Genomic DNA, 26253 nt, shown 5'->3' on the forward strand with positions numbered 1-26253 from the left:
CGTCGCGCGGCTAGATGGGTGTTATCCCGGTGGCGTGCGCGGCACGCACGGTTGCGCGCCCCGCAAAGCCGCGCCGGCGCTGGTGCGCGGCGTTCTCGGCCGATGCCGAGTCGCTCGGCGCGGCTCGCCGCCGCATGCGTGCGCGACGGACCGACCGGTCGGCCGGACACCGGTGCGGCCGGTTCCGGTTGATTTCGATCAATCGTCAGAGGTAGCCGGCTGATGCACGAACGCAACACGCGCGGCCCGCCGCCGCGCAGGCCGGCGCGACGCCCGCCTCAGCGGCCCGACGCGAGCGGGGCCGGCGTATTCGCGCGGCCGCGGCCGGCCGGCGCCCCGCCGGGGTCGCCGTAGGCGGCGGCGAGCGCGTCGACCCGCGCAAGATGGTGGCGATTGTCGTGATCCCACGGATGGAAACCGGGCCGGAAGAAGCTCAGCCATTCGCCGGCGATGCGCGGAAACAGGCCGCGACGCGGCCCGTACAGGAACGCGATCATCCGCAGCATGCCCCGCACGTGATGGCCGGCGCCGCGATCACGCCACAGCAGCGTCGCGTGCATCAGGAACACGGTCGGCCAGAACGTCAGCGTCGTCAGCAGATAGACGCCGATGCGGACCAGGTAGCGGCGCAGCCCCGGCTTCATCGCGGCGTTCCATACGTCGAACGACACGGCCTTGTGCTCGGTTTCCTCGAGCGCGTGCCAGATCCACATCTGACGATAGCCCTCGACCGAACCGTCGAGACGCGTGGGATCGCGCAGCAGCCAGTCGGCGAGCATCGCGGTGTAGTGTTCCGCCGCGACCGTGTGCGCGAGCTGCACCGAGTGCGGCAGCTTGCGCTTCATGTAGCCGAGCACCGCCCACACGCGCTGGTCGAGCTTGCGCGCGGGCAGGCGGTTCGCCTGCATCAGCTCGTTGTACTCGATGTGTTCGCGGGTGTGCATCGCCTCCTGGCCGATGAAGCCCAGCACCTGTTGCTTCAGCACGGGATCGTCGATCCGTTCGCGGTAGTTGCGCACCGAATCCATGAAAAAGCGTTCGCCGGCCGGGAACAGCAGCGACAGCGCATTGAAGAAATGGGTCACGTGCGACCCGAGGCCATGCCAGTCCTTCGCGCGTTCGACCGGCAGGTCGAAGCGCAGGTCGCGACGCACCGGCATGATCCCGGCCGCGGTGACGGAAGCGGCTGACTTCATTTCATCGTTCTCCTGTTTCGGGCGCGGCCCGGCGCGTCGTCCGACGCGACCGGTGCAACCCCGGACGGCGCATCCCGCGCCGCCAAAATCTTGACATCGACAGATGTAACGATAGGCCGCCGGTGCCGGCGCGCGCAAGCCGCGCGGTAGATGCGCGCTTCCAAACAGGGCACGGTCGGAAACGCGGAAAAAGCGGCGCTGGAGCAGCGTCCGTGCGGGCCGTCATTCGAACGCGCGTGGCCGCCCGCGAACGATGTGCGACGCCCGGCGCCGGGTTGCGCCGGCAGCCCGCAAGCCCCGTGCGGCGGGCGCCCGGCCGAAGCCGGCGGCGCCATGCGGCCTGCCGCCGGGCACTCCGGTCGCACCGATTCATACGCACGGCGCCCTTGTGCGGTGCAACCGCGCCTGCACCGCCCCCGGAGACATTCAAACGCGCGTTCCATTTGCGTTTCCGGCAGCTGCGGCCACGGCATGCCGCCGCCGTCGGCGCGGCCCGCGCGGCGAGCCTGCGCGACGTGCGGCGGCCCGCTGCGCGCTCGCCTACAATAGCGGTCTTGTTCACCCTATTTCAGGAGAAGTCATGTCTGTCACCACGACCGAATCGGGCCTCAAATACGAAGACCTGACCGAAGGCACCGGCGACGTAGCGCAAGCCGGCCAGACCGTCAGCGTCCACTACACGGGCTGGCTGACCGACGGTCAGAAATTCGATTCGAGCAAGGATCGCAACGACCCGTTCGCTTTCGTGCTCGGCGGCGGCATGGTCATCAAGGGCTGGGACGAAGGCGTGCAGGGCATGAAGGTCGGCGGTGTACGTCGCCTGACGATCCCGCCGCAACTCGGCTACGGCCCGCGCGGCGCAGGCGGCGTGATTCCGCCGAACGCCACGCTCGTGTTCGAAGTCGAACTGCTCGCGATCTGACGCGGCACGCCGCCGCCGGCCGGCACGCTGCGCCATGACGCACCTTCCGTCCCCCACCGTCGCACTGCATCGCTACGACGCGCTCGAAGCGTCGGACGTGCACGACTTTCACCAGATCGTGCTCGGCATCGACGGTGCGATGGTGATGGCGGTGGACGGCGTCAGCCGGCGTCTCGACCGGCACGGCGCGTGGCTGGTTCCGGCCGGCGCGCGCCACGATTACGCGGGCCTGGGCGAGAACCGCCAGCTCGTGCTCAACCTTCCGGTCGCGTCGCTCGCGGTGCCGCAGCGGCTGTTCGACAGCGCGCGTGCGATGGCGATCGATCCGGCGCTGACGTCGCTGGTCGCGCAGATCGCGGCGGCCGCCGCGCAGCTCGAAACGCCGGCCGGCGACGCGCAGCACGCGGCCGCCCGCCGGTTCCAGTGGCAGGCCGCCGCGCGGCTGTGCGGCGCGCTGCTCGACGAACGCGGCATCGCCGCGCCCGCGGCAGGCCTCGATTTCGCGCGCATCGACCGCTGGCTGCGCGCGCGGCTCGCCGAGCCGCTGCGCATCGCCGATCTCGCCGCGCACTGCGGCTATGGCATGCGCCGGTTTCATCAACTGTTCGTCGACGCGTTCGGCGAAACGCCGCATCGCTACCTGCAGCGGCTCAGGCTCGACGCGGCCGTGATCCTGCTCGCCGACGGCCGGTATCCGCTCGTCGATATCGCCGGGATGGTCGGCTTCGCGGATCAAAGCACGTTCACGCATGCGTTCACGCGGCGCTTCGGCATGGCGCCCGGACGCTGGCGCGGCGAACGGCACTGAGCAGGCTCGTGCGCCCGTTCTGAGCGCGTGCCGGCGCATGTCGCGGCACGGTTCTTCGGCAAACCGCACAGCCTCCGCTTCGCTTCCCGCACTTTCCCGCTCGCCGCCTCCGCCACCGCGCATCGCCCGTATCGACGCTTCACGTCCCGCTGAAACATCGTCCGCCCGTCGCGTCCTACGATCGACGCATGGACAAGACCGCCCCCTCCTCCGCCTTCCCGCCCGCACTCGCCCGCGTCGTCGCGACCGTCAGCACCGGTTTCGTCGTCACGCAGCTCGACGTGACGATCGTCAACATCGCGCTCGCGCATCTCGCCGGCGACCTGCACCTGCCGGTTGCCGGCCTGCAGTGGGTCGTCGATGCGTACACGCTCGCGTTCGCGGTGCTGATGCTGTCGGGCGGCGCGCTCGGCGATCGCTTCGGCGCGCGCCGCCTGTACATCGGCGGCCTCGTGCTGTTCGCGCTCGCGTCGCTCGCGTGCGGCGCCGCGACCGCGCCCGCGATGCTGGTCGCGGCCCGCGCGCTGCAAGGCGTCGGCGCGGCGGCGATGCTGCCCAATTCGCTCGCGCTGCTCAACGACGCGTGCCGGCACGACCCGCACCTGCGGGCGCGGGCCGTCGGCGGATGGACGGCGGCCGGCGCGATCTCGATCGCGGCCGGCCCCGTGGTCGGCGGCCTGCTGATCGCGGCGTGGGGCTGGCGCGGCATCTTCCTCGTGAACCTGCCGCTATGCGCGGCCGGGCTCGCGGCCGCGCTGGCCTGGATACCCGCACGCCGTGCCGGGGCGACGCCGGCCGCGCCGTCCCGGTCCGTCCGCGCACTCGACCTGCACGGCCAGTTCATCGCAATCGTGATGCTCACCGCGCTGACCGGCGCCGTGATCGAATGGCGGCCGCTCGGCTTCGCGCATCCGCTCGTCGCCGGCGGCTTCGCGCTGGCGGCGCTGGCCGCGCTCGCGTTCGTCGTGGCCGAAACGCATACGGCCACGCCGATGCTGCCGCTGTCGCTGTTCCGCCATCGCACGTTCAGCGCGGCCGTGCTGTTCGGCATCTGCGTGAACCTCACGTACTACGGCACCGTGTTCGTACTCGCGCTCTATCTGCAGCGCGCACGCGGCGAATCGGCGTTGCAGGCAGGCCTCGCGTTCCTGCCGCTGACGGGCGGCTTCCTGCTGTCGAACCTCGCAAGCGGCCGCGTCGTCGCGCGTCACGGCCCGCGCGTGCCGATGCTGGCGGGCGCGCTCGTCGCCGCGCTCGGCTACGGATCGCTGCACGTCGCCGACGCAGCGACGCCGCTGGCCGTCCTGCTCGTGCCGTTCCTCTTGATTCCGACCGGCATGGGTTTCGCGGTGCCGGCGATGACGACCGCCGTGCTTGCGTCGGTCGCGCCCGAGCGGGCGGGCATCGCGTCGGCCGTGCTGAATACCGCGCGGCAGGCCGGCGGCGCGATGGGCGTCGCGGCGTTCGGCGCACTCGCCGGCGGCGGCGGCGCGGCACAGGTCGTGAACGGATTGCGGATCGAGACGGCCGTGTCGGTCGCGCTGCTGGTCGCGGCCGCACTGCTCGCCACGCAGGTGCGGCCCGATGCGCATCGCCGCGCCGCGCCCGCGCGTCAGGCCATGCCGGCGGCCGACTGAAAGCGGACGGTCATGCGTCGCCGGGATCGCGCTGGACCAGGTGACGCCACGGAAACACGTTCTCCCTGAAATGGCTCACGTAGCCGCCGCTGCCGGCCTGGATCACGCTGAACGACAGCCGCGGATGCAGCGCCTGCAGCGCGTCGAGCGCCTCCCGATCGAGACAGGTATTCCTCAGCGCCAGCGTATGGAGCCGCTGGCCGGCCGGGCTCCTCAACAGGCGCTCGTACGCATCGAACGACGTCACGCTGCCGGCGTCGCGGCGGTGCTTCCACGTTGAATGCAATTCCGTCGATTCGGAAAAATCGAGCCAGCCGAGCGACGGCAGGCTGTCGCTGCCGGCCAGACGGTCGATGAACTGCTGCGTATCGGATCCGCCGCCGATGCGCAGCCGGTTCAGATGCGCGAGCGGCACCGCGAAGAACGCCGCATCGGGCGCGTTCGGCACGGTCAGCTCGGCGAGAAACGGCGCCTTCGCGACGAAGCGGGCGATCTCGCCGCCCTCCTGCATGATCCGGCCGCGACGCACGATCATCGACTGGTTGCGATCGGCCGGCTCGGTGGGCCTGACGTACAGCGAACGCAGCATCGGGAACCGCGCGTCCGAATCGAGCAGCGGACCGAAATCCCATTCGCGCGTGCCGTTCGCGCCTTCGTCCGGGCCGCTGAACGCGAGGTCGGTCACGCACGCCGCCACGTCGCGTTCCGCGAGGCATTGCAGCATCCAGTCGAACGGCTCGTCCCAGGCGCCGCCGAAGTACCGGACGTGCAGCCCGGCCCGCATCGGCGCAACGGCGACATGGTTGAAATCGGTCAGCCACAGCGGCTCCGCCGGATCCGCATGATCGCGCCCGTCCTCGGCCCCTTCCTGCTCGCAGTAGTCGTGGATCCTGCGCTGCAGGTCGAGCAGCCGCCGATAGCCGGCGGAATCCAGCGGGTGGGACATGGCGATGCGGCTCCGGTCAGGACGATCGCGACAGTCTATCCGACGGTACGGCGATCGCGCGCGCCACCCGGCACCCGCCACGCAACAGGTTGCATTTTAAAACTACTTTTCCTACACTCACACCAGTTTTAATTTGCAACTACATTGCGAGAGGGAACCCATGGATTCTTCCTGTCAGTCCGGCGGCGTTGCCGCGAGCCCGGCCACGCACGCGGCGTCTCCGGCCGACGGCGGCCGCCTGTCCGCCGCAAGTGTCGCGCTGCTGGCCGTCTGCTGCGCGGCGAGCGTCGCGAACGTCTACTACGCACAGCCGCTGCTCGATTCGATCGCGCGGGATTTCGGCGTGCCGCAGGCCGCCGTCGGCGGCGTCATCACGGCCACGCAGCTCGGCTGCGCGCTCGCGCTGCTGTTCGTCGTGCCGCTCGGCGACCTGCTGAACCGCAAGCGCCTGATCACCGTGCAGCTTCTGCTGCTGACGGCCGCGTGCATCGGCGTGGCCGCGGCGTCGACGCGCGTCGCGCTGCTGGCGGGCATGATCGCGATCGGGCTGCTCGGCACCGCGATGACGCAAGGGCTGATCGCGTGCTCGGCCGCACTCGCGGGCGCCGGCGAACGCGGGCGCGTGGTGGGCGCCGCGCAGGGCGGCGTCGTGATCGGGCTGCTGGCCGCGCGCTCGCTGGCCGGCGTCGTCACCGATATCGCCGGCTGGCGGGCCGTCTATCTCGCGTCGGGCGCGCTCACGCTCGCGATGCTCGTCGTGCTGACGCGGCTGTTGCCCGACATGGACGAACCGCGCGAGCGCATCGGTTACGCCGCCTTGCTGCGTTCGATGGTGTCGCTGCTGCGCGACGTGCGCGTGTTGCGCGTGCGCGGTGCGATCGCGCTGCTGATGTTCGCGGCGTTCAGCATCTTCTGGAGCGCCCTCGTGCTGCCGCTCAGCGCGCCGCCGCATTCGATGTCGCATACGCAGATCGGCGCGTTCGGCCTCGTCGGCGCATTGGGCGCGGCGGCGGCCGCACGCGCGGGCCGGCTGGCGGATCGCGGGCGCGGCGAAGCGACCACCGGCGCCGCGCTCGCGCTGCTCGCGTGCTCGTGGCTGCCGCTCGCGTTCGGCAATACGTCGATCGCGCTGCTGATCGTCGGCATCGTGCTGCTCGACATCGGCGGACAGGCCGTCCACGTCGTCAACCAGAGCATGATTTTCGAGGCGCGACCCGATGCGCATGCGCGCCTCGTCGGCTGCTACATGCTGTTCTACTCGGCCGGCAGCGGGCTCGGCGCGATCGCGTCGACGATGATGTATGCGCGCGCCGGATGGACCGGCGTGTGCACGCTCGGCGCGGTCGTGAGCGTCGCGGCGCTCGGCTTCTGGGCCGCGACGCGCCGGCGCGCGTGACGCGTGCGGGCATCGCGTATCGCATGGAAGCGGGCTCGCCCGTCGCGGGCGGCGTGCGCCCGAGCCGACCGCACGCCGCGCCGCTCGCCGGCCCGGCGTGCGCGATGCCCGTTGCGGCCGCTCAGCCCGCCGCCCGGATCGCCTCTTCGTACACGCCGGCGACGCGCCGCGCGATGACCGCGTTGTCGAAATGATCGCGCGCGTAGCGCTTGCACGCGGTCTCGTCCGGCAGCGCGATCGAACCCGACAGCGCGGCGCCGAGCCCCTCGGCAATCGCGGCTGCGCCCGTGGACGGCAGCACGAGATCGTTCGACAGCCCCGCGACCGCCTCCGGCAGCCCGCCCACCGGCGTGACCAGCACCGGCGTGCCGGACGCCAGCGATTCGACGGTGATCAGCCCGAACCCTTCGAGCGCGACCGTCGGCACGACGCTGACCGTCGCCGCGCGATACAGCGCCGCGAGATGATGGTCGGGCACGAAGCCGAGCAGCTTCACGTTGTCCCGCAGCCCCGCCGCGTCGATGCGCTGCTGCAGTTCCTCGCCGATCTTGCCCTTGCCGGCGATCAGCAGCAGCACGTCCGGGTGACGGTGCCTGACGAGGCCGATCGCGTCGATCAGGTCCTCCAGCCCCATGCGCCGCACGAGCCGCCGCACGGCCAGCACGATCGGCCGGTCCTGCGGCAGTTGCAGCCGGCGCCGCGCGTCGCCGGGCGTGAGCGGCGTATCGAACTGCGCGGTATCGACGCAGCCGGGAATCACGCGCACGCGCGACGGATCGATCCCGTAGCGGTTCGTCAGGATCTGGCCGAACGCCTGCGACAGCACGATCAGCCGCGACGAGCGCGTATAGACGGCCTGTTCGAGATAGCGCTTCGCGCGCTGCCCGAGCGACGCCGCGCCCTCGACCTGGCTTTCGTCGGCCCACGGCCCCTGGAAATGCGACACCTGCGGAATGCCGCGCGTCACGTCGAGGCCCGGGAACGTGTACAGCGCGAAGTGCGACGAGATCACGTCCGGCCGCGCGCTGCGGATCTCCGCGCGCAGCGCGCGCCGTGCGGCGAGCATCCGGCGCGCGAGCGGCTCCGTCGCGGGGCCGAAGCCCTGGATCGAGCCGCCGGTGTCGTCGGCGACCTTCGGCGAGCCGGCGACGAGCCCGCGCACCTCGACGCCCGCGCCCGGCAATGCGCCGACGAGCGAGTAATACATCCGGTCGAGGCCGCCCGCGCGTTCGGGAAACCAGTGCATGCCGATCTGCAACGATCTGATCGGCCGGGAAGATGAGGACATCACGATGGCTCCTGCGTGACCGCATGCTCGACCCGCTCGAATGCGGACGGCTGCGAGGGTTGGCCGATGCGCCGGTAAAGCGCGACGTACTGGGCGCCCATGTGCGCCCAGCCGAAACGGGTCATCAGTTCGCGCGCGGCGTCGCCCATCGCGCGACAGGTGTCGCGGGACGCCGCGAGCGTTTCGATCGCCCGGGCGAGCGCGGCCGGATCGTCCGGGTCCTCCAGCACGATCCCGCAGTCGCGCGTGATGATTTCCGCGCCGCCCGCCGTGCGCGCGGTGACGACCGGCAGCCCGGCCGCCATCGCCTCCAGCAGCGACAGGCTCATCGCCTCGTAGCGCGACGGAAAGACATACGCGTCGACCGAGCGCATCAGCGTCGGCATGGTTTTCACCAGGCCGAGGAAATGCACGCGCGCATCGATGCCGAGCGCGCGCGCCTCGTCCGGATACGGGCTGCCGGGCAGATAGCCCGCGACCGCGAGATGCACGTTTGCCGGCAGCTTCGTCAGCGCCTTCAGCACGGTGCCGAGATTCTTGCGCGGCGTGCGCAGGTCGCCGACGAACAGCAGCAGGAACGCGTCGCCCGGCAGCCCGAACGCCGCCCGATCGGCCTGCGCGCCCGCGAACGCGCCGCCGTCGACGCCGTTGTAGATCACGCTGATCTTGCCGCGGTCGATGCCGAGCGCGGCGATCTCGTCGGCCACCTTCTGCGACACGGCGGTGATCGCGCGCGAACGCCGGTAGGCCCAGCGCTCGAGCACGGCATTCACGCGCGTATAGACGTACTGGTACGCCGACCACGGCCCCTTCGCGGGCCCGAACGGATAGTACGGACTCTTGAACCAGCCGCCGTGCACGAAGTGCGCGGTATTCACGTCGGCCCCGATCCACGAGATGAAGCCGTTCACGTGCAGCACGTCGTAGTCGCCGCGGTGCGCGCGCAGCCAGGCCGCGCTCTTCAGCGCGAACACCTGCTGCCTGACGAGATTCGACGGCCAGAAGCCGCCGACCTTCACGGGCACCCAGCGCACGCGCGGGTCGGCCAGCAGCTCGGGCGCGACGTGCGACGCGACCAGCGTGACCTCGCACTGCTCGGCCAGCGCCGCGCGCGCGATTTCGTAGTTGACGCGGCCCTGGCCGTCGTTATGCCGCACGACGTGCGTGACGATCGCGATTTTCAATGGTCGCCTCCCCGTAAGTGCGCGGCGGCCGGCAGGCGTTGCGCCTTCTGCCAGTGCGCCGCGGCAAGAATCGAAAACATGGCCGTGAACATCAGCAGCCCGCCCGTGCCGATCAGCGAGTTCGTGAACACGAGCATCGCGAGCGTCGACAGGCACAGGCTCAGGCATGCGCCGACGAACTTGTCCTTGCGCAGCCTGAACGCCGCGCGCAGCGTGCGGCCGAACAGCATCGCGACGCCGGCGAGGTACAGCAGCGTGCCGGGCCAGCCGAGCACGAACGGCACGTTCATCACGCCGCTGTCGAAGCTGCCGTACTTGCCGAGCTCGCCGCTGTCGCTCGACAGCTTCGTGGATGCGCCGGTCGCGCCCATCCCCTCGCCGGCGACGTCGGTGAACGCCGTCTGCGCGAAGGTCGCGTAGAACTTGTTGCGGTCGTCGTAGCTGCGGTCGTCCTTCAGGTTCCCGATCGACTGGAGCCGCTGGCCGAGACGGTCGGCCACCGGCCCGACGGTCAGGAGCGGCACGCACAGCCCGACCAGCACGACGCCGCTGACGAGAATCCGCATCCGTACGCGGTTGTTCGACTGCGCGAGCTGGATCGCGAGCGCGATCACCCAGCCCCCCCACGTCGAGCGCACGAGGCACAGCGCGAACGACACGAAGCCGGCCGCCCCCGCGAACCAGCGGATCTTCTGCGGCGCCGCGAGCACGAACACCAGCGCGCCCATCATCGCGAACGCGAACGGCCCCGACGAGTTCATCGTGCTGAACACGCGCACGCCGTACGGCACCGGCTCGCCCTGCGACCCCATGTCGGAACCGATCATCCACAGCACGTCCCATTGCGGCATCACGAAGTACTGCACGACGCCGTACACGCCCATCACGAGCATCCCCCACATGAAGGTGGACAGCAGCACGTCGCGATACTCGGGATGGTTGCGCGCGTTGACCATGATGTGAAAGCCGATCAGTACCGGGTACACCCAGTTCGCGAGGTCGTAGGTGGCGGCCATCACGCCGCTCGACACGATCCCGACGAGGTACGCATACGTGAGCCCGAACAGCATCAGCAGGACGGGAATCCCGCGCCGCTGCGCGAGCACGCGGTAATGCCGGATCAGCCCGAAGCCGGCGATCATCGTCACCGCGAGCGGCGCGACCTGGATCAGGCTCGTCGGCGTGAACGCGCCCTTCGACCAGTCGGCGAGACGCCGCACCTCCGGGCTCAGGAACCACACCCACCACATGAACCCGACGTAGCGCGCCGGGCTCTTGAAATACAGCCAGATGCCGACCGCGATGGCCAGCACCGGAAACGCGAGCGTCAGCACCTTGCCCTGGTGAATGGCGATCAGCGCGGCGGTGAACGTCCACAACCCGGCCTGCCCGACCCAGTGCTTCGGTTCGGGCAAGCGGCTGCGGCGGCGCGGCGGCGCGCGTTCGGCGGCAAGCGTACTCATCGGCCCGCCCTCAGCGCGACGACGGATGCGAATCCGCAAGCGGCATCGCGCTGCCCGCGGCCGCCGGCGCAGGGCGCTGGCGCAGCATGTCGCGCGTGATCCGCACGTGCTGCTCGGCGAACGCCCGTGTGGTCAGGTCGCGCTCGCGCAGGCACGCGGCCGCGGCCCGTGCGCAGTCGAGCGCCGCGCCCGGCTCGGCGACGAAGCGCTCGGCGGCCTCGCGCATCGCCTGCGTGTCGAACGCCGGCACATAGGCGGCGGTGTCGTGCGGGAAATAGTCGCCGAGCCCGCCGACGTCGGACACGATCATCGGCTTGCCGACGGCGGCCGCCTCGAGCATCACGGTGATGCCCGACGCGTGGTGGTTCGGCCGCAGCGGCACGACGATCACGTCGGCCCACGCGTACAGCGCGTGCTGCTTCGCGAGCCCCGACGCCGCGCCGATCGTCACGTTCGGTGCATGCCACGCGCGCGGCACGCGGCGGCGCGTCGCGAGCCGCACGTCGTAGCGCGCGTCGCCGCCGAACGCGGCGAGGAACGTGCGCCAGTCGCGGTCGCGGTCGTTGCCGATCGCCGCGATCCGCAGCGGCCGGTTCGGTTGCCACTGGCGCGGCTCGCCGATCGGGAAATCCTGCGTATTCAGCCCGTAGTAGACGAACTCGGCGTCGCGCCCGAGATGGCGGCGGCACAGCTCGGCGTTGTCGCGGGCGAGCGTGGTCAGCGCATCGGCGCGCGCGAGCAGCGTGCGATACAGCCAGCGGCGCGGGGCGCCGAAGCTGCTCCACCGGTCGAACAGCCACACGCTCTGCGCGAGCAGCAGCGGGCGCCGGCCGCGCGCGCCGGCGAGCTTCAGGATCAGCGCGGCGGCGAGATGCTCCTGCTCGGTATGCGTCCAGATCACGTCGGTATCCAGTAGCGCGGCCCGGTTGCGCCATGCATGCACGACATCGAAACCGAGCGCCGCCTTCAGCGCGCGGCGCGCGATGCCGGCAACACGGCCCTCGCCGCCGTCGCGTGAATAGGTCAGCCGGAATTCGTCGGATTCGGCATGGTGATAGCCGTACAGGCAACCGATGTTCTCGCCTTTCCGGTAGGTACGCGGATCGGCGCCGTAAAACAGATGGACATGGACCTTGGTCGCGGTCATGCGAGCCCTCCTCCGGGTTCGGCTGCGCGGCGTTGCGCGCGCAGCCCGTTCAAGACGCCACCGGCGGCAGCGCCGCGCCGCGCGCGGCCGGGTTCGCGCGGCGCGCCTCGCGTGCGCCGCGGCGCACCGCGCGCCAGTGTTCGAGCACGCGGGCGCGCCGCGTGGTGTGCAGCGACAGCAGCACGTGCGCGACGCCCGGATAGACGCGCGTGCCGACCAGCGTCCACCACCACCACGCGATCTCGCGCCGGACCGGCGGCAGATGCTCGCGCAGTGTCAGCTGCAGGTTGTACGCGCCGTTGCTGAGTGCATTCAGCGACGCGGCGTCGCGCCGGTCGTCGTCGAAGCGCTCGGCCGGAAAATGGTCGACCGCGATCGCCGGGTCGTAGACGAGCTTCCAGCCGTCGCGCCGCACGTTCATGCTGAACGCCATGTCGTTGTGCACCTGCGCGCCCGCGCCGCGCAGCCGCGTGTCGAAGCGCAGCCGCTCGATCGCGGCGCGGCGGTAGCTCATGTTCGCGCCCTTCAGCATGTCGACTTCGCGCATGCCGCCGACGCCAAGATGATGATTGCCGACGATCCTGCCCGACAGCGTGAGCCGGCCGACGCGTTCGCGCGACTCGTCGAGCACGCGGCCCTTCTCGTGGACCCAGTCGCGCCCGCCGACCGCGCCCACGCGCGGATCGGCCCGGAACACGGCCTCGACGCGCGCGAGCCAGTCGGGGTGCGGCGCCGCGTCGTCGTCGGTGATCGCGACGATGTCTCCGCACGTCGCGTCGAGCCCCCGGTTCAGCGCGGCAACCTGGCCTGGTACATCGACCGGCACGATGCGCAGCGGCAGCGCGCCGCCGACGGCCGGATCGGCGAGCCGTTCGTGCGTGGCGTCGTCCTCCGGGCGCGCCACGACCACGACCTCGTCGGGCAGGCGCTGCTGCCGCTGCAGCGCCTGCAGGCAGCGCGCGAGGTCGGCGGGACGCCGGTAGGTCGGAACGAGCACGGAAATTTTCATCGTCGGGTTCTCCAGTCGGCCGGGCGGGCGGCGGGCGCGGCCCGCCCGGCTGCGTGCGCCGCGCATCAGGCGCTCAGGTATTCGTGCACGGCCGCATAGCCGCGTCCGTAGCCGCGCGCCTTCGGCGGCACGCCGTTGAAGATCCCGCCTTCCAGATCGACGCCCGCGGTGCGCAGGCGCTTGATCGCGTCGGCGATCTCGCCCTCGGTATGCATGCCCGAGCGCAGCACGAGGAAGGTCGCGCCGGCCATGCGGCCGATGATGGTCGCGTCGGTGACGGCGAGCACCGGCGGCGAATCGATCAGCACGACGTCGTAGCGCTTGCCGAGCCCCTCGAGGTATTGCGGCAGGCGCGCCGACATCAGCAGTTCGGACGGGTTCGGCGGGCGCGTGCCGGCCGCGATGAACGACAGGCCCTGCACCGGCGTGTCGCGCACGGCATCCTCGAGCGCCGCCTGGTCGCTCAGCAGCTCCGACAGGCCTGGCTGCACGGTGAGGCCGAAGTAGCGGTCGAGCAGGCCGCGACGCATGTCGGCGTCGATCAGCAGCACGCGCTTGCCCGAATGCGCGAGCAGCACCGCGAGGTTGACCGTCAGGAAGCTCTTGCCGATCCCCGGCGTCGGGCCCGTCAGCACGATCACGCGGTTCCTGGCGTCCATCAACGCGAACTGAAGCGCGGTGCGCAGGCTGCGCAGGCTCTCGACGCCGAGATCCTTCGGCCGCAGGCTCGCCAGGATCGGCCGCGCGCGGCTGCCGCCCTTCTCGGCCGCCGCGTCGAGCTTTACCTGCTCGGCGCTCTGCGGCACCAGCCCGTACAGCGGCAGGTTGAACGCGCGCTCGATGCGGTCGGGATCCTCGATGCCCTGGAACAGGTTGCGGCGCAGGAACACGACGCCGGTGCCGAGGATCAGCCCGAGGAATACCGCGGCCGACAGGATCAGCACCTTCTTCGGCTTGACCGGATCGCCCGGGCGCAGCGCCGAATCGACGAGGTGGATGTTGCCGCCGGTGCCCGCCTTCTGTACCGACAGCTCCTGCACGCGGTTCAGCAGCAGCACGTAGATGTCCTCCGCGACCTTCGCGTCGCGCTGCAGCTGGACGGCCTTCACTTCGGTGGCCGGCAGGCTGCGGAAGCGGTTGCTGAACTTGTCCTTCTCGCCCTGCAGCTCGGCGAGCTGCTGCTTCGCGGCGATCACCATCGGATGGGAATCGGTGAAGCGCTGCGCGAGCGACGCGAGCTGCAGGCGCTGCGCGGCGATCTGCTGCTCGTACTGCACGCTGCCTTCCAGATACACCTTCGCCTCGTCGCTCGCGTTGATCGAGCCCGACGTGCGCTGGTACTGCGTCAGCGCGGCTTCCGCGCGTTCGAGGTCGGCCTTCAGGCGCGGTTCCTCGCCCTGCAGGAAGTCGAGCATCTTGGTCGCTTCGGACTGCTTGGCGACCACGTGCTGGTTCAGGTACGACTGCGCGAGCGCGTTCGCGATCGCGGCGGTCTGCCCTGGGTCCTTGCCTTCGAGCGAGATCTGCACGACGCCCGTCTGCTTGCCCTGCTCGGTCACCTGGATGCCGGCCTGGAAGCCGGTGATCGCGTCGAGATCGTTATAGCGGATCACCGTGAACTGCGTGCCGGGGCGCGCGACGAGCTTCGACACGAGCAGCGTCACGCCGCCGCCCTGCGCCGCTTCGCCGACACGGCCCGACAGCAGCCGGCCGCCGTTGTCGTCGGCGAGCGCATAGGTGCCGCCCGGGCCGGCCGTCAGCGTCAGCTTCCTGCCCTCCAGCGCGGGCACGACGCCGATCGAATCGACGTCGGCGACTTCGCCGCCCCATGCGTACGACTTCAGGCCGAGCCACGGCCGCGCCGGCTCGCCCGGCGTCGCGACGCGCGCGGCGAGGCTGCCGATCACCGGCAGCGTCTTCGGCGCGACCGAGAAATTCAGCTTGAACTGCTCGACGACCGGCGCCACCACGCCGCGGCTCTTGATGATCTCGATTTCCGCATCGGTCGGCGCCTGCTGCGGGCCGCTGTTGATCACCGCACCCGTCTGCGTCTGCGTGAGCGCCTGCGACGTGTTGTCGTTGCCCTCGACCCGCACGTGCACGTCGGCCTGGTAGACCGGCTTCGCGATGTAGCAATAGAGGCCGGCGAGCGCGACGACCGTCACCGCGATGCCGAGCAGCAGCCAGATGTCGTCCATGATCACCTGGAGCAACTGGCCCAGGACGAGGTCTTCTTCCTCGGTTTTCGCGGCCGGATCCGCGTAGACATGTTTCGCTTGCGTGTTCACCATTCGTTCCCGCTTGAGTGGTGCCGGGGCGGAGGCGCCGCCCCGGCGGGCTGTCAGCGCGTGATCTGCTTCATGTAGAAAATCGTCTGGATCGTCGGCAGCACCTGCTGCAGCACGCGGTTGAACTGCACCGAGCCGGCCGTGCTGACGTAGACGACGTCGAGCGGTTGAAGCGGGAAGCGGCTCGACAGCATCAGCGCATCGGGCTGCGTCATGTCGAGACGGAACACTTCCGGCTTCGTCGGGTTGTCGCGCATCCCGCGCATCACGTAGATCCTGCGCGGGTTCGCATCGGTGTCGAGGATGCCGCCGCCCGCGGTCAGCGCGTCGGCGATGGTCAGCCGGCCCTTGAGCATCGGCACCGTGACCGGCGTCTTGACCTCGCCCATGATGAACACGCGGCTGTCGCTGCGGTCCGGCACGTTGACGATGTCGCCGGGCTGCAGCATCACGTTCTGCCGCACTTCGCCGCGATCGAGCAGGCCGTTCGCGTCGAGCGTGTAGAGCTGGCCGTCGCGCGTCAGCCGCACGCGCTGCAGATCGGCCTCGGCGGTCGAGCCGCCCGAGCGCGAGATCGCGTCGACCAGCGTCAGCGGCACGTCGCTCACCGCGAGCGGGCCCGGCTGCTTCACCTCGCCCGTCACCTGCACCTTCTGGCTGCGGAACGACAGCACGCGCACGTCGAGCTGCGGCTTCTTCACGTAGCGCGACAGGCTGGCCGCCAGCTCCTCGCGGATCTGCGCGATCGTCTTGCCGGCCACGCGGATCCGGCCGACGAACGGGAAGAAGATCGTGCCGTCGGCGGCCACCGTCTGGCCGTACGGATCGGCCTGACCCGGCAGCGCCGTCGTATACGGCTGCTGCAGCGCGCCCGCGATCGTCTGCGTCGTGTTGCCGCCGCTCGAGAACGACTGGCCCTGCGGCGTCGTCAGTTCCGGGTGGTCCCACACCGTGACGCCGAGGATGTCCTGCGGGCCGACGCGGTACACGTACTGCGCCGGATCGGCGTAGCGCCCCGGCGGCAGCGGATGCTCGACCTGCTGCTTCTGCAACTGGTCCATCACGACCGTGGCGTCGATGTAATGAACCGGGTAGGTCTCGGCCGCGGTCTGCCGGCCCTCGTCCTTCAGGTTCGACGCATCGAGGTAGTTGCCGGGCGCGGTCGCACAGGCCGACAGGAGGATGGTCAGCGCGACGGCAAGCGCCACGGGGCGCAGCGGGCGTTTCAGCATAGTTTCTGTAGCCATCCTTGAACCAGGCGTTCGATCAGTGAGTAGCTCTCGCGGTAGTCGGCCTCGGGGCCGCCGTGCGGATCGGCAATCTCGGCCCCTTCCCACTTGCCGAGCAGGTGCACCTTGCCGCGCGCGAACGGATCGACCGCCTCGACGGCCGCGATCTGTCCGCGCTCGCTGACGAGAATCAGGTCGGCGTCGCGCACGATCCGGCGCGACAGCCGGCGCGAGCGATGGGGCGTCGCATCGACGCCGCACTCGGCGAGCAGCCGCCGCATCACCGGATCGATGCCGTCGCCGTCGTTCGCCTGCACGCCGGCCGAATGGAACGTCGGGCGCGGGCCGCCGCGCGACGCGGCGTGCGACTTGAACAGCAGCTCCGCCGCCGGGCTGCGGCAGACGTTGGCGTGACAGACGATCAGGATGTTCCGGAACATGGCGGCTCGCGACGAGTGACGGGAAGCGGGTTACGCGCTCGCGGGCGCGGTGCCCGGCACCCGGGCGACGACGGCCCCGCGCGAGCCCGGCCGGCCGATCGGGTGGTACTCGATGCCCAGCTCGCGCATCGTCTCCGGCTCGTACAGGTTGCGCCCGTCGAAGATCACCGGCGCCTTCCACAGGCGGCCGAGCGCCACGAAATCCGGGCTCTTGAACGCCTTCCATTCGGTGACGATCACGAGCGCGTCGGCGTCGCGCGCGGCCTGCGCCTCGTCGTCGACGAAGGCCAGGCGCTCGAGCCGGCTCGGGTGAGCGGCGAGATCGAGCGCGAACACGCGGCGCGCCTCCTGCCGCGCGACCGGGTCGTACGCAACGACGCGCGCCCCGCGCGACAGCAGCTCGGCGATCAGCTCGCGGCTCGGCGCTTCGCGCATGTCGTCGGTGTTCGGCTTGAACGCCAGGCCCCAGACCGCGAACGTGCGGCCGGTCAGGTCCTCGCCGAAACGCGCGACGATCTTGTCGGCGAGCACGCGCTTTTGCGTCGCGTTGACCGACGACACGGCCTTCAGGATCCGCAGCGATTGACCGTGCTCGTCGGCCGTGCGGATCAGCGCCTCGACGTCCTTCGGAAAGCACGAGCCGCCGTAGCCGCAGCCGGCATACAGGAAGTGATAGCCGATGCGCGGATCGGAACCGATGCCGCGGCGCACGGCCTCGATGTCCGCGCCGAAGCGGTCGGCGAGGTTAGCCAGCTCGTTCATGAACGAGATGCGGGTCGCGAGCATCGCGTTCGCCGCGTACTTCGTGAATTCGGCCGAGCGCACGTCCATGTACAGCGTGCGCTCGTGGTTGCGGTTGAACGGCGCGTACAGCTTCTTCATCAGCTCGCGGGCGCGCTCGCCCGGCACGTCGTCGTCGCAGCCGATCACGATGCGGTCCGGCCGCGTGAAATCGTCGACCGCCGCGCCCTCCTTCAGGAATTCCGGGTTCGACACGACCGAGAACATCGGCTCGCCGCCGCGCTTCGCCAGTTCCCCGGCGACCGCCGCGCGCACGCGCCCGGCCGTGCCGACCGGCACCGTCGACTTGTCGACGATCACCTTGAAGCCGGTCATGTAGCGGCCGATGTTGCGCGCGGCCGCGAGCACGTACTGCAGGTCGGCCGAGCCGTCCTCGTCGGGCGGCGTGCCGACCGCGATGAACTGCACGTCGCCGTGCGCGACCGCGGCCTCGATATCGGTCGAGAAGCGCAGGCGGCCGGCCGAGCGGTTGCGCGCGATGACTTCCGCGAGGCCCGGCTCGTGGATCGGCACGCCGCCGTCGTTCAGGATGTCGATCTTTGCCTGGTCGACGTCGAGACAGAACACGTCGTGCCCGATGTCGGCGAGACACGCGCCGGTGACCAGCCCCACGTAACCGCTGCCGATGATAGTCAGATTCATGATGTGTCGGACCTCTTGACCAATGATTCGAAATTCGTCGCGCCGCAGCGCCCGCGCGGCCCCGGCGTGCCGCGCTCAGTACGCGTTGCTGCCGGTAAAGCCTTTCCAGAGCGTCAGCACGACGATCTTGATGTCGAGCCAGAACGACCAGTTCTGCATGTAGTACAGATCGAGCTTCACGCGCCCCATCATCTTCTCGATCTGGTCGGTCTCGCCGCGAAAGCCGTTGATCTGCGCCCAGCCGGTGATGCCCGGCTTGATCCGGTAGCGGAACATGTAGCCCTTGACGAGATCCTTGTAGATGTCGTCGTGCGCGAGCGCGTGCGGACGCGGGCCGACGACCGACATCTCGCCCTTCAGCACGTTGATGAACTGCGGCAGCTCGTCGAGGCTCGTGCGGCGCAGGAACCGGCCGACCGGCGTCACGCGCGCGTCGTTCTTCGTGGCCTGCGTCACGTGCCCGGCCGCTTCCTGGTGCACCTTCATCGAGCGGAACTTGTAGATCTCGAACTCGTGCCCGTCGATGCCCTTGCGCTTCTGGCGGAAGAACACCGGCCCGCGCGACGTCAGCTTGATCAGGCCGGCGATCAGCACCATCGCCGGCGCGAGCGCCGTCAGCGCCGCCAGCGCGAACAGCCGGTCGAACACGAACTTCGGCAGGATCCGCACGTCGGTGATCGGCGACGCCGCGAGGTTGATCGCCGGCACGCCGAGCAGCTCGACCACGTCCTGGTTGAAGAACGACAGCGTGCGCACGTCCGGGATGAAGCGGATATTCACGAAGTCGTGGCGGAACACGGTCACGATATGGTGAATCCGGCGTTCCTCGGTGATCGGCAGCGTGAGCCACAGCTCGCTGATCGCCCGGCTGCGCACCAGCCACACCAGCGATTCGAACTGCCGCTCGATGCGCACGTCGTCGAGCGCGACCTCGCCCGGCGCCTCGCTTTCGTCGTACACGCACACCGGATTGAAGCCCGCTTCCGGTCGCGCCCGCATCTGCGCGATCAGCCGCCGCGCGGCCGGCGTCCCGCCGACGATCGCCACCGCCTTCAGGTTGTAGCCGCCGCGCCGCAGTTGCCGCAGCACGACGTGCACGCACGTCTTCGAGCCGACGAGCAGCGCCATCGTCACGACCGCCCAGTAACCGAGCCACAGCCGCGACAGGTCGCCCGACTGGTGAAAGCTGAAACTCATCAGGATGCCTGCCAGTTCGACCGCGAGCCACGCGAACGCGACACGGCCGACCAGCCCGACGAGACGCTTGCCGCGCCACGACTGATAGATGCCGAAGGCGGGGAAGCACACGACGACCAGCAGGCAATCGAACAGCATCATCGTGCGCTGCAGGTCGTCGAGCCCGATGGCGCCACCGTGCAGCGCGGCGGCGATCAGCGCCCCCGCCACGACCATCGCGATATCGATGACTCTCGCCAGCACGCTCAACATGTCCGCTTCCTCTTTGAACAGGCGTTCGTCGAACCGCGCGTCGTGCGACCCGTGCCGCACCTTCGATTCAAACGTTGCATGACGCTATTGAAGCGGCAAGAAAATTCCGCCTCAAGCGCACAAGTATTTCGAAAAATAATCGGAAATTCTTGCCGTTTCTCTTTTTAATTAATTCGGCAGGTTTTCCCGAAAAGATCCCGATCGGGGAATTTTCAGGAAGCTTAACGATTTCCTCCAGCCCTTTGCCGGCTGTCATGTCAGACTCACCGTCGGAATTATTTTTTTATTTTTTATTTGCATCGAATGTTGCCGTCGAAAATTCCTCCGGACGATCCCACGGCGAATAACCGGCAATGGGCCCGGTTTTATTGTCGATTTACTTCATGCTAAAACGGCAGGCACCGACTTCAACCGTGGAGAGTGTCATCATGAATGCTCCGGCCGTGGCTGCCGAAACGCGCCATTCCTCTTGCGCCCCCTCCGCCGCCGGCACGCGCGTCGCCGTGCAGCCGGTGATTCTTGCCGGCGGCTCCGGCACGCGTCTGTGGCCGATGTCGCGCGAGCGTTTTCCCAAACAGCTGATCGGCCTGCTCGGCGAGCATTCGCTGCTGCAGTCGACCGCGCTGCGCCTCGACGGCCTGACGGCCGACCATCCGCTGAACGACGACGTGCTGATCGTCTGCGGCGAGGATCACCGCTTCACGACCGCCGAGCAACTGCGCCTGACCGGCAAGTCCGCGTCGATCATGCTCGAGCCGCTCGGCCGCGACACCGCCCCCGCCCTGACGCTGGCCGCGCTGCGGCTCGTCGCCGGCGGCCAGGACGCCGTGATGACCGTGATGCCGGCCGACCATGCGGTCGCCGATCTGCCGCGCTTTCACGCGGCCGTCGCGGCCGGCGTGCGCTGCGCGGCGCAGGGCCGGATCGCGACGATGGGCATCGCGCCCACGCACGCGGAAACCGGCTACGGCTACCTCCGCGTCGGCGCGCCGCTCGACGCCGCGGACACGAGCGGCCTCGACGTGCGCCGCCTCGAGCGTTTCGTCGAAAAGCCGCATCTCGAACTTGCCCGGCAGTACGTCGCATCGGGCGAATACTGGTGGAACAGCGGGATCTTCATCGTTCGCGCATCGGTGTGGCTGAACGCGATCCGGCAGCTCGAACCGGCGATCCACGCGGCCTGCGAGCAGGCCGTGGCCCGCGGCACGGCCGACGGCGATTTCTTCCGTGTCGACCGCGACGCGTTCGCCGCTTCGCCGTCGAACTCGATCGACTACGCGGTGATGGAGCCGCTCGCGAGCCAGCCGCAACTGTGCGAAAGCGTCGTCGTGCCGCTCGACGCCGGCTGGTCGGACGTCGGCTCGTGGGACGCGATCTGGGAAATCTCGGCGAAGGACGAGGCCGGGAACGTCGGCCGCGGCCACGTGCTGCTCGAAGGTGCGGAATCGACGTTCGCGCATTCGGAAAGCCGGCTCGTCGCCTGCCTCGGCACGCAGAACCTCGTCGTCGTCGAAACGCCCGACGCCGTGCTCGTCGCGGACAAGTCGCGCGTGCAGGACGTGAAGAAAATCGTCGGGCGCATCAAGGCGCAGCGCGGCGCGGAAGCCGCCGATCACCGCAAGGTGCATCGGCCGTGGGGCCACTACGACTCGGTCGACACGGGCGAGCGCTTCCAGGTGAAGCGCATCGTCGTGAAGCCCGGTGCGCGACTGTCGCTGCAGATGCACCACCACCGCGCCGAACACTGGATCGTCGTGCGCGGCACCGCACGCATCACGCGCGGCGACGAAACGTTCCTGCTGTCGGAAAACGAATCGACGTACATCCCGCTCGGCGTGTCGCACCGCCTGGAGAATCCGGGCAAGATGCCGCTCGAGCTGATCGAGGTGCAATCGGGCGCGTATCTCGGCGAGGACGACATCGTCCGCTTCGACGATACCTACGGCCGGCAGTGACGCAGCGTGCACCCGGAGCGCCGCTTCGACGGCGGCGGCCCCGGGCAACGCGTGACGGGGCGGCCCGCGCGTCACCGCGGTATGGCGATCAGCCTACGCGGAAAGCGTACTCGTGACGCTCAGGCTGCACCGGATCGTTGCGGCTTTCGGACAGCGCGCCCGCATGGCGCTCGGCGATGAAGCGCTTGATGTCCGACTCCGCCCGCGCCAGCGCGGACAGGCCGGACAGCACCTCGCCTTGCGGCTTGCGCGCCGGCTCGTCGCTTGCCCCGTGGCGATCGATCCACTGGCGCGCCCAGTCGAGCGCGAACTGCTCGGCCGCCTCGGCGTCGGTGAAGCGCGGGCCGATGAGGCCCGAGCGCTCGACGCGCCGTTCGTCCTGCGAAATCTCGGCCCATGCGCGATACATCAGGTTCTGCACGGGCTGCGCGATGCCGCAGATCGAATAGCCGCGATACGCATCGACCTGCGGCTCGGCCGCGGCAAAGCTCGCCGACGACGCATGCGCATGGTGCAGCGCCATCGACGGCGCGCCGGGCACCGCGAACGACGCCTCGACCCGACCGGCCACCGCGTCGCCTGGGGGTGCGGCTCGCGACGCACCCTCGCCATGCCAAACGTTTGCGTGCGCGACCGGCAGTTGCCACGACTCGGGGTTCTGCCAGAACACGCCGCGCAGGCGATCGTTGTCGGGCGCGGGCTCCGCGCGGCGCGCGGGGACGACCGGCAACGGCGGCGGCGGGACATACGCGAACGTGCGCCCGCTGAACCGGGTCAGCACATCGATCATCTGCAGCAACGTGCCGCTCGCAAGCCAGTCCTCGTAACGGCGTCGGCACGTCGGCCCGGACGGATAGCGTCCGGGCAGCTTCGACCAGGCTTCCCCGGTCGTCAGGATCCAGAGCACCGCATTGGCAACGACGCGCGGTTCGGCACGCGGTCGCCCGCGACGGTTCAACCGGATGGGTTCATCGGCGATCAGCGTTGAAAGACGAAACCACTCTTCATCGTTAAGCTCATCGAAGAACATAGTAGATCTCTCCACACAGCCAGGCCGGGGCTGCGATTGGCGGCGCCGTCGCGACGTGTCGCGTCGCATGGCGGCCAGGTTGCACATTATGGTTATCCCGTGTCGTGCATGCCGATGCGACACCGCACGTTCACGGTGCCGCCATTCCCGGCAATGACGCACAAATCACGTGTCTCACTCCAATGCGGGAATTTTTGTGCACAAAGCATACCATCCCCATGGCTTATCTCAATATGACAACGACTTAATGTTACGTGCTGAAACAACCTGTCATGGGCAGGCAATCCATTTACGCATGAATTTTTTTGCGAGATCGTTATGCCCGCAGCTGGAAAGGCCCGTCTGGCGGGGCTCCAGGGCGCATAGCAAGGTCGCTGCAGTGGCCGTTTTTCGGCCTTTTACACCCACCTCCGGCAACAATCCAAGGCATTGCCGACCGGCATCGGTAAATCAGGGGAAAATTCGTAACAGGACATTCACGAATCGGTAAATCATTCGAATTCCACACGATTTAATTATCCCTGCACACAATCTCTTTATTGTTTCTCTGCGGGTGATGAAAGGACAGTGACGCGCGATGCACATTTTTCGCCGCAAGCAAACTCGCGACACCGGCGACATCTATCGCGCCGCAAGCGTGCGGACAATCTGTTTCGGGTCGGAACAGAAAAGCGACAGCCGCGCACGGGACGCGCGGCGCCCGCGTCAGCGCAGGTCAGCCGCCAGCGACGCGGCCACGTCGGCCTCCACGCGCCGCGGCGGCAGCGTGTATGCCGCGTGATCGCAGCCGATCGACAGCGCGGCCCCGCCCTTGAGCGCCGCGCGCATCGGCGCGTCGAGTTCGAAGCGCACGAAGTGCACGGCCGAGGTCTTGCTGGCGTTGTCGCGCTCGAGATCCTCGTCGGCGATCGCATGGACGCTCGCGTACCCGTCGACCTGCAGGTACACGCGGTCCTCCACACCGATCAGCCGCTCGAGCGCCGCGCGCCGCTCGATCTCGTTCTCGTACTCGATCTGCAGCGTCGCCTTCAGGTTGGTGCCGTCGGGCACGAGCGGCAGGTACGCTTCCAGCTCGCCTTCGATGCCCGCCCGATCGAAGATCTTCTCGATGTGCAGCATCTCCTGGATCTGATAGCGGATCGTCGTCTCGTCCTCGAACAGCAAACGCAGATGGTTGCCGAGCGCCACCGCGCGGCGGCGCTTGTACGCGACGAGCCGCGCGTGTTCGGCCTTGCGGATCTGCGCATACGCTTCGAGCGTCAGCAGGGAGTCGCGGGTGAGCGTCATCGGAAGTCCTCGTGGGTGGGCCGGCCGCGGCTCAGATGCCGTACGCGCGGCGCAGCAGCGTGAGCGGATGCGCGAGCGGCGCCGGCGACAGCCCCTGCTCGTCGATGCCCTGCACGATGTGATGGCCGGCGAGCGCGCAGTCGGACGACACCACATCCGGCTGCGGTTCGGCCATCGCCTTGAACACGGGCGCACCGATCCGCATCGCGTCCGCATGGAACGCCTTCTTCACGCCGAACGTGCCCGCATGGCCCGAGCAGCGCTCGACGACGTGCACGCGCGTATCCGGCACGAGCGACAGCGCGTCGGCCGTCTTGCGGCCGATGTTCTGCACGCGCGCATGGCACGGCACGTGATACGACACGGTGCCGAGGCCCGTCTTGAAATCGGTCTTCAGCAGCCCGTCGCGATGCCGCGCGATCACGTATTCGAACGGATCCCAGAAGGCGTCGGCCACCGCGCGCACGGCTGCGTCGCCGGGGAACATCAGCGGCAGCTCGCTCTTGTACATCAGCACGCAGCTCGGAATCGCGCCGATCAGCGCATAGCCTTCGCGAGCATAGCGCTCGAGCACGGGCAGGTTCCGGTCCTTCTTCGCGGCGACGCCCGCCAGGTTGCCCTGCTCGAGCAGCGGCATCCCGCAGCACGCTTCGCGCGCGACGAGTTCGTACGGGATCTCGTTGTGCGCGAGGATTGCCAGCAGGTCGTGGCCGATGCCCGGCTCGTTGAAATTCACGTAGCACGTCGCGTAGATCGCGACCTTGCCGGGCGTGCGCTCGCCGTCGCGCACGGGCACGCCGTCCGAGGGCTTCGCCGTGCGCCGGAACTTGCGCGTCGCGAATTCCGGCAGCCATGCGTCGCGGTCGACGCCGAGCGCCGCCTCGAGCGCATGACGCGCGGGCGGCGTGCGGTTCACCGCGTTGACCGTCTGCGTGACGACCGGAATGCCGGCCAGGTGGCCAAGCGCATCGGTGTTCGACAGCACCTTGTCGCGCAGCGGCGCTTCGCCCCGCCGGTAGCGCGCGGCCTTGCCGCGCAGCATCAGGTGCGGGAAGTCGACGTTCCATGCGTGCGGCGGCACGTACGGGCATTTCGTCATGTAGCAGAGGTCGCACAGGTAGCACTGGTCGACGACCTTGCCGAACGCCGCCTTCGGCACTTCCTCGATATCGCCCGCCGGCGTGTCGTCGACCAGATCGAACAACGCCGGAAACGCGCCGCACAGCGACACGCAGCGCCGGCATCCGGCGCAGATGTCGAACACGCGCGTCATCTCCGCGTCGATCGCGGCCGGGTCGTAGAACGTTTCGGACTGCCAGTCGAGCGGATGCCGGGTCGGGGCTTCGAGACTGCCTTCCTTGTGGGGCATGGAACGCTCCAGCGTGGCGCGCATGCGCGCCGGCGCCGCCCGCGCCAAGCAGGCGGCGATGAACGAACAGCCGGCCGCTTGCCGGTCGCGCGGCCATGCCGCGCGGCCCGCGGCGGCCCGTCAGTCGACGAGACTGTCCAGCGCCTTCGTATAGCGGTTCGCGTGGCTGCGTTCGGCCTTCGCGAGCGTCTCGAACCAGTTCGCGATCTCGTCGAAGCCTTCGTCGCGCGCCGTCTTCGCCATGCCCGGATACATGTCGGTGTATTCGTGCGTTTCGCCGGCGATCGCCGCTTCGAGATTCAGCCGCGACGAACCGAACGGCAAACCCGTGGCCGGATCGCCGACAGCTTCCAGGTATTCGAGATGGCCGTGCGCATGGCCGGTTTCGCCTTCGGCGGTCGAGCGGAACAGCGCGGCGACGTCGTTCTGGCCTTCGACGTCGGCCTTCGACGCGAAATACAGATAGCGCCGGTTCGCCTGCGATTCACCCGCGAATGCCGCCTTCAGGTTCTCTTCGGTCCTGCTGCCCTTGAGTTGAGCCATTTGCGCCTCCGTGCAGGTCGGCGCGGCCGCGTACGAGGCCGGGCCGATCAGGTATGTGGGGAGCGATGCGCACGCCGGGCGGCGCGCGTCGCGCTTTTCAATCTAGGCGCTCGCGTTCGCATCCCCCAATAGGCTTTTTCAATCCGGGCGATAGTGCTGGCGCGTGGCGCGGCGCCCGCGGCCGGGAGCGTGCGGCGTGCAATGCGGCGTGCGATGCGACCTGC

General features: G+C 69.3%; 21 protein-coding genes and 1 pseudogene. 6 read left to right on the forward strand and 16 right to left on the reverse strand.

Annotation, left to right across the window (positions count from 1 at the left end):
* Positions 1-278 precede the first annotated feature (278 nt).
* On the reverse strand, positions 279-1196 hold the full coding sequence (locus tag GQ57_RS24930) for a metal-dependent hydrolase (RefSeq protein ID WP_034199326.1): 918 nt from the start codon (positions 1194-1196) through the stop codon (positions 279-281).
* A 580-nt stretch (positions 1197-1776) separates the two neighbouring features.
* Between GQ57_RS24930 and GQ57_RS24935 the strand changes: the two genes are divergently transcribed.
* The 3 genes and pseudogenes from GQ57_RS24935 to GQ57_RS24945 all read left to right on the forward strand — a co-directional run bounded on the left by GQ57_RS24935 (position 1777) and on the right by GQ57_RS24945 (position 4563).
* Entirely contained in the window at positions 1777-2118 is a 342-nt protein-coding gene (locus tag GQ57_RS24935) for an FKBP-type peptidyl-prolyl cis-trans isomerase (protein ID WP_031399816.1), read from the forward strand.
* Between the two features lie 22 nt (positions 2119-2140).
* Positions 2141-2926 (forward strand): annotated as a pseudogene (locus tag GQ57_RS24940) (AraC family transcriptional regulator); the annotation flags it as partial.
* 188 nt (positions 2927-3114) lie between these two features.
* Complete coding sequence (locus GQ57_RS24945) at positions 3115-4563, forward strand: MFS transporter (RefSeq protein WP_034199328.1); 1449 nt, start codon at positions 3115-3117, stop codon at positions 4561-4563.
* Positions 4564-4573: 10 nt separating this feature from the next.
* Here GQ57_RS24945 and GQ57_RS24950 read toward each other — a convergent pair whose 3' ends face one another.
* Complete coding sequence (locus tag GQ57_RS24950) at positions 4574-5509, reverse strand: hypothetical protein (RefSeq protein ID WP_034199329.1); 936 nt, start codon at positions 5507-5509, stop codon at positions 4574-4576.
* Positions 5510-5669: 160 nt separating this feature from the next.
* Here GQ57_RS24950 and GQ57_RS24955 point away from each other — a divergent pair, with 160 nt between their 5' ends.
* Complete coding sequence (locus GQ57_RS24955) at positions 5670-6905, forward strand: MFS transporter (RefSeq protein ID WP_034199330.1); 1236 nt, start codon at positions 5670-5672, stop codon at positions 6903-6905.
* Positions 6906-7026: 121 nt separating this feature from the next.
* Here GQ57_RS24955 and GQ57_RS24960 read toward each other — a convergent pair whose 3' ends face one another.
* From GQ57_RS24960 to GQ57_RS25005, 10 genes are all read right to left on the reverse strand, one after another.
* Positions 7027-8193 (reverse strand): glycosyltransferase family 4 protein, encoded by a 1167-nt coding sequence (locus GQ57_RS24960; RefSeq protein WP_034199331.1) that lies wholly within the window; start codon positions 8191-8193, stop codon positions 7027-7029.
* Positions 8193-9377, reverse strand: a complete 1185-nt coding sequence (locus tag GQ57_RS24965) for a glycosyltransferase family 4 protein (RefSeq protein ID WP_031399822.1) — start codon at positions 9375-9377, stop codon at positions 8193-8195. The genes GQ57_RS24960 and GQ57_RS24965 overlap by 1 nt, the downstream gene beginning before the upstream one ends.
* The gene (locus tag GQ57_RS24970; RefSeq protein ID WP_031399823.1) at positions 9374-10840 is read right to left on the reverse strand and encodes an O-antigen ligase family protein; all 1467 of its coding nucleotides are present in this window, start codon (positions 10838-10840) and stop codon (positions 9374-9376) included. The genes GQ57_RS24965 and GQ57_RS24970 overlap by 4 nt, the downstream gene beginning before the upstream one ends.
* 10 nt (positions 10841-10850) lie before the next feature.
* Complete coding sequence (locus GQ57_RS24975; protein WP_034199332.1) at positions 10851-11987, reverse strand: glycosyltransferase; 1137 nt, start codon at positions 11985-11987, stop codon at positions 10851-10853.
* A 49-nt stretch (positions 11988-12036) separates the two neighbouring features.
* The gene (locus GQ57_RS24980) at positions 12037-12996 is read right to left on the reverse strand and encodes a glycosyltransferase family 2 protein (protein WP_034199351.1); all 960 of its coding nucleotides are present in this window, start codon (positions 12994-12996) and stop codon (positions 12037-12039) included.
* 65 nt (positions 12997-13061) lie between these two features.
* The gene (locus GQ57_RS24985; protein ID WP_034199333.1) at positions 13062-15287 is read right to left on the reverse strand and encodes a polysaccharide biosynthesis tyrosine autokinase; all 2226 of its coding nucleotides are present in this window, start codon (positions 15285-15287) and stop codon (positions 13062-13064) included.
* A 50-nt stretch (positions 15288-15337) separates the two neighbouring features.
* Entirely contained in the window at positions 15338-16516 is a 1179-nt protein-coding gene (locus tag GQ57_RS24990; protein ID WP_031399827.1) for a polysaccharide biosynthesis/export family protein, read from the reverse strand.
* Positions 16510-16953 (reverse strand): low molecular weight protein-tyrosine-phosphatase, encoded by a 444-nt coding sequence (locus GQ57_RS24995; protein ID WP_031399828.1) that lies wholly within the window; start codon positions 16951-16953, stop codon positions 16510-16512. The genes GQ57_RS24990 and GQ57_RS24995 overlap by 7 nt, the downstream gene beginning before the upstream one ends.
* A 30-nt stretch (positions 16954-16983) precedes the next feature.
* Positions 16984-18396, reverse strand: coding sequence for a UDP-glucose dehydrogenase family protein (locus GQ57_RS25000; RefSeq protein ID WP_034199334.1), 1413 nt, complete (start codon positions 18394-18396; stop codon positions 16984-16986).
* 75 nt (positions 18397-18471) lie between these two features.
* Positions 18472-19845: an undecaprenyl-phosphate glucose phosphotransferase gene (locus tag GQ57_RS25005; RefSeq protein ID WP_034199352.1), complete on the reverse strand. Its 1374-nt coding sequence runs from the start codon at positions 19843-19845 to the stop codon at positions 18472-18474.
* Positions 19846-19919: 74 nt separating this feature from the next.
* Between GQ57_RS25005 and GQ57_RS42070 the strand changes: the two genes are divergently transcribed.
* Together GQ57_RS42070 and GQ57_RS25010 are read left to right on the forward strand one after the other, a co-directional pair.
* Complete coding sequence (locus tag GQ57_RS42070) at positions 19920-20192, forward strand: hypothetical protein (protein ID WP_152603349.1); 273 nt, start codon at positions 19920-19922, stop codon at positions 20190-20192.
* Positions 20193-20273: 81 nt separating this feature from the next.
* A complete protein-coding gene (locus GQ57_RS25010; protein ID WP_034199335.1) occupies positions 20274-21800 on the forward strand; it encodes a mannose-1-phosphate guanylyltransferase/mannose-6-phosphate isomerase in 1527 nt (508 codons plus the stop codon).
* Positions 21801-21888: 88 nt separating this feature from the next.
* Here the strand turns inward: GQ57_RS25010 and GQ57_RS25015 are convergent, their stop codons facing one another.
* From GQ57_RS25015 to GQ57_RS25030, 4 genes are all read right to left on the reverse strand, one after another.
* Positions 21889-22830: a transposase gene (locus GQ57_RS25015; RefSeq protein ID WP_034199336.1), complete on the reverse strand. Its 942-nt coding sequence runs from the start codon at positions 22828-22830 to the stop codon at positions 21889-21891.
* A 705-nt stretch (positions 22831-23535) separates the two neighbouring features.
* Positions 23536-24117, reverse strand: a complete 582-nt coding sequence (locus GQ57_RS25020; RefSeq protein WP_034199337.1) for a DUF3501 family protein — start codon at positions 24115-24117, stop codon at positions 23536-23538.
* Between the two features lie 31 nt (positions 24118-24148).
* Entirely contained in the window at positions 24149-25486 is a 1338-nt protein-coding gene (locus GQ57_RS25025) for a heterodisulfide reductase-related iron-sulfur binding cluster (RefSeq protein WP_034199353.1), read from the reverse strand.
* A gap of 120 nt (positions 25487-25606) precedes the next feature.
* On the reverse strand, positions 25607-26029 hold the full coding sequence (locus GQ57_RS25030; protein WP_031399835.1) for a rubrerythrin family protein: 423 nt from the start codon (positions 26027-26029) through the stop codon (positions 25607-25609).
* Positions 26030-26253: the final 224 nt, after the last annotated feature.

This window comes from Burkholderia sp. MSh2, assembly GCF_000731655.1.
Classification (GTDB): Bacteria; Pseudomonadota; Gammaproteobacteria; order Burkholderiales; family Burkholderiaceae; genus Burkholderia; species Burkholderia paludis.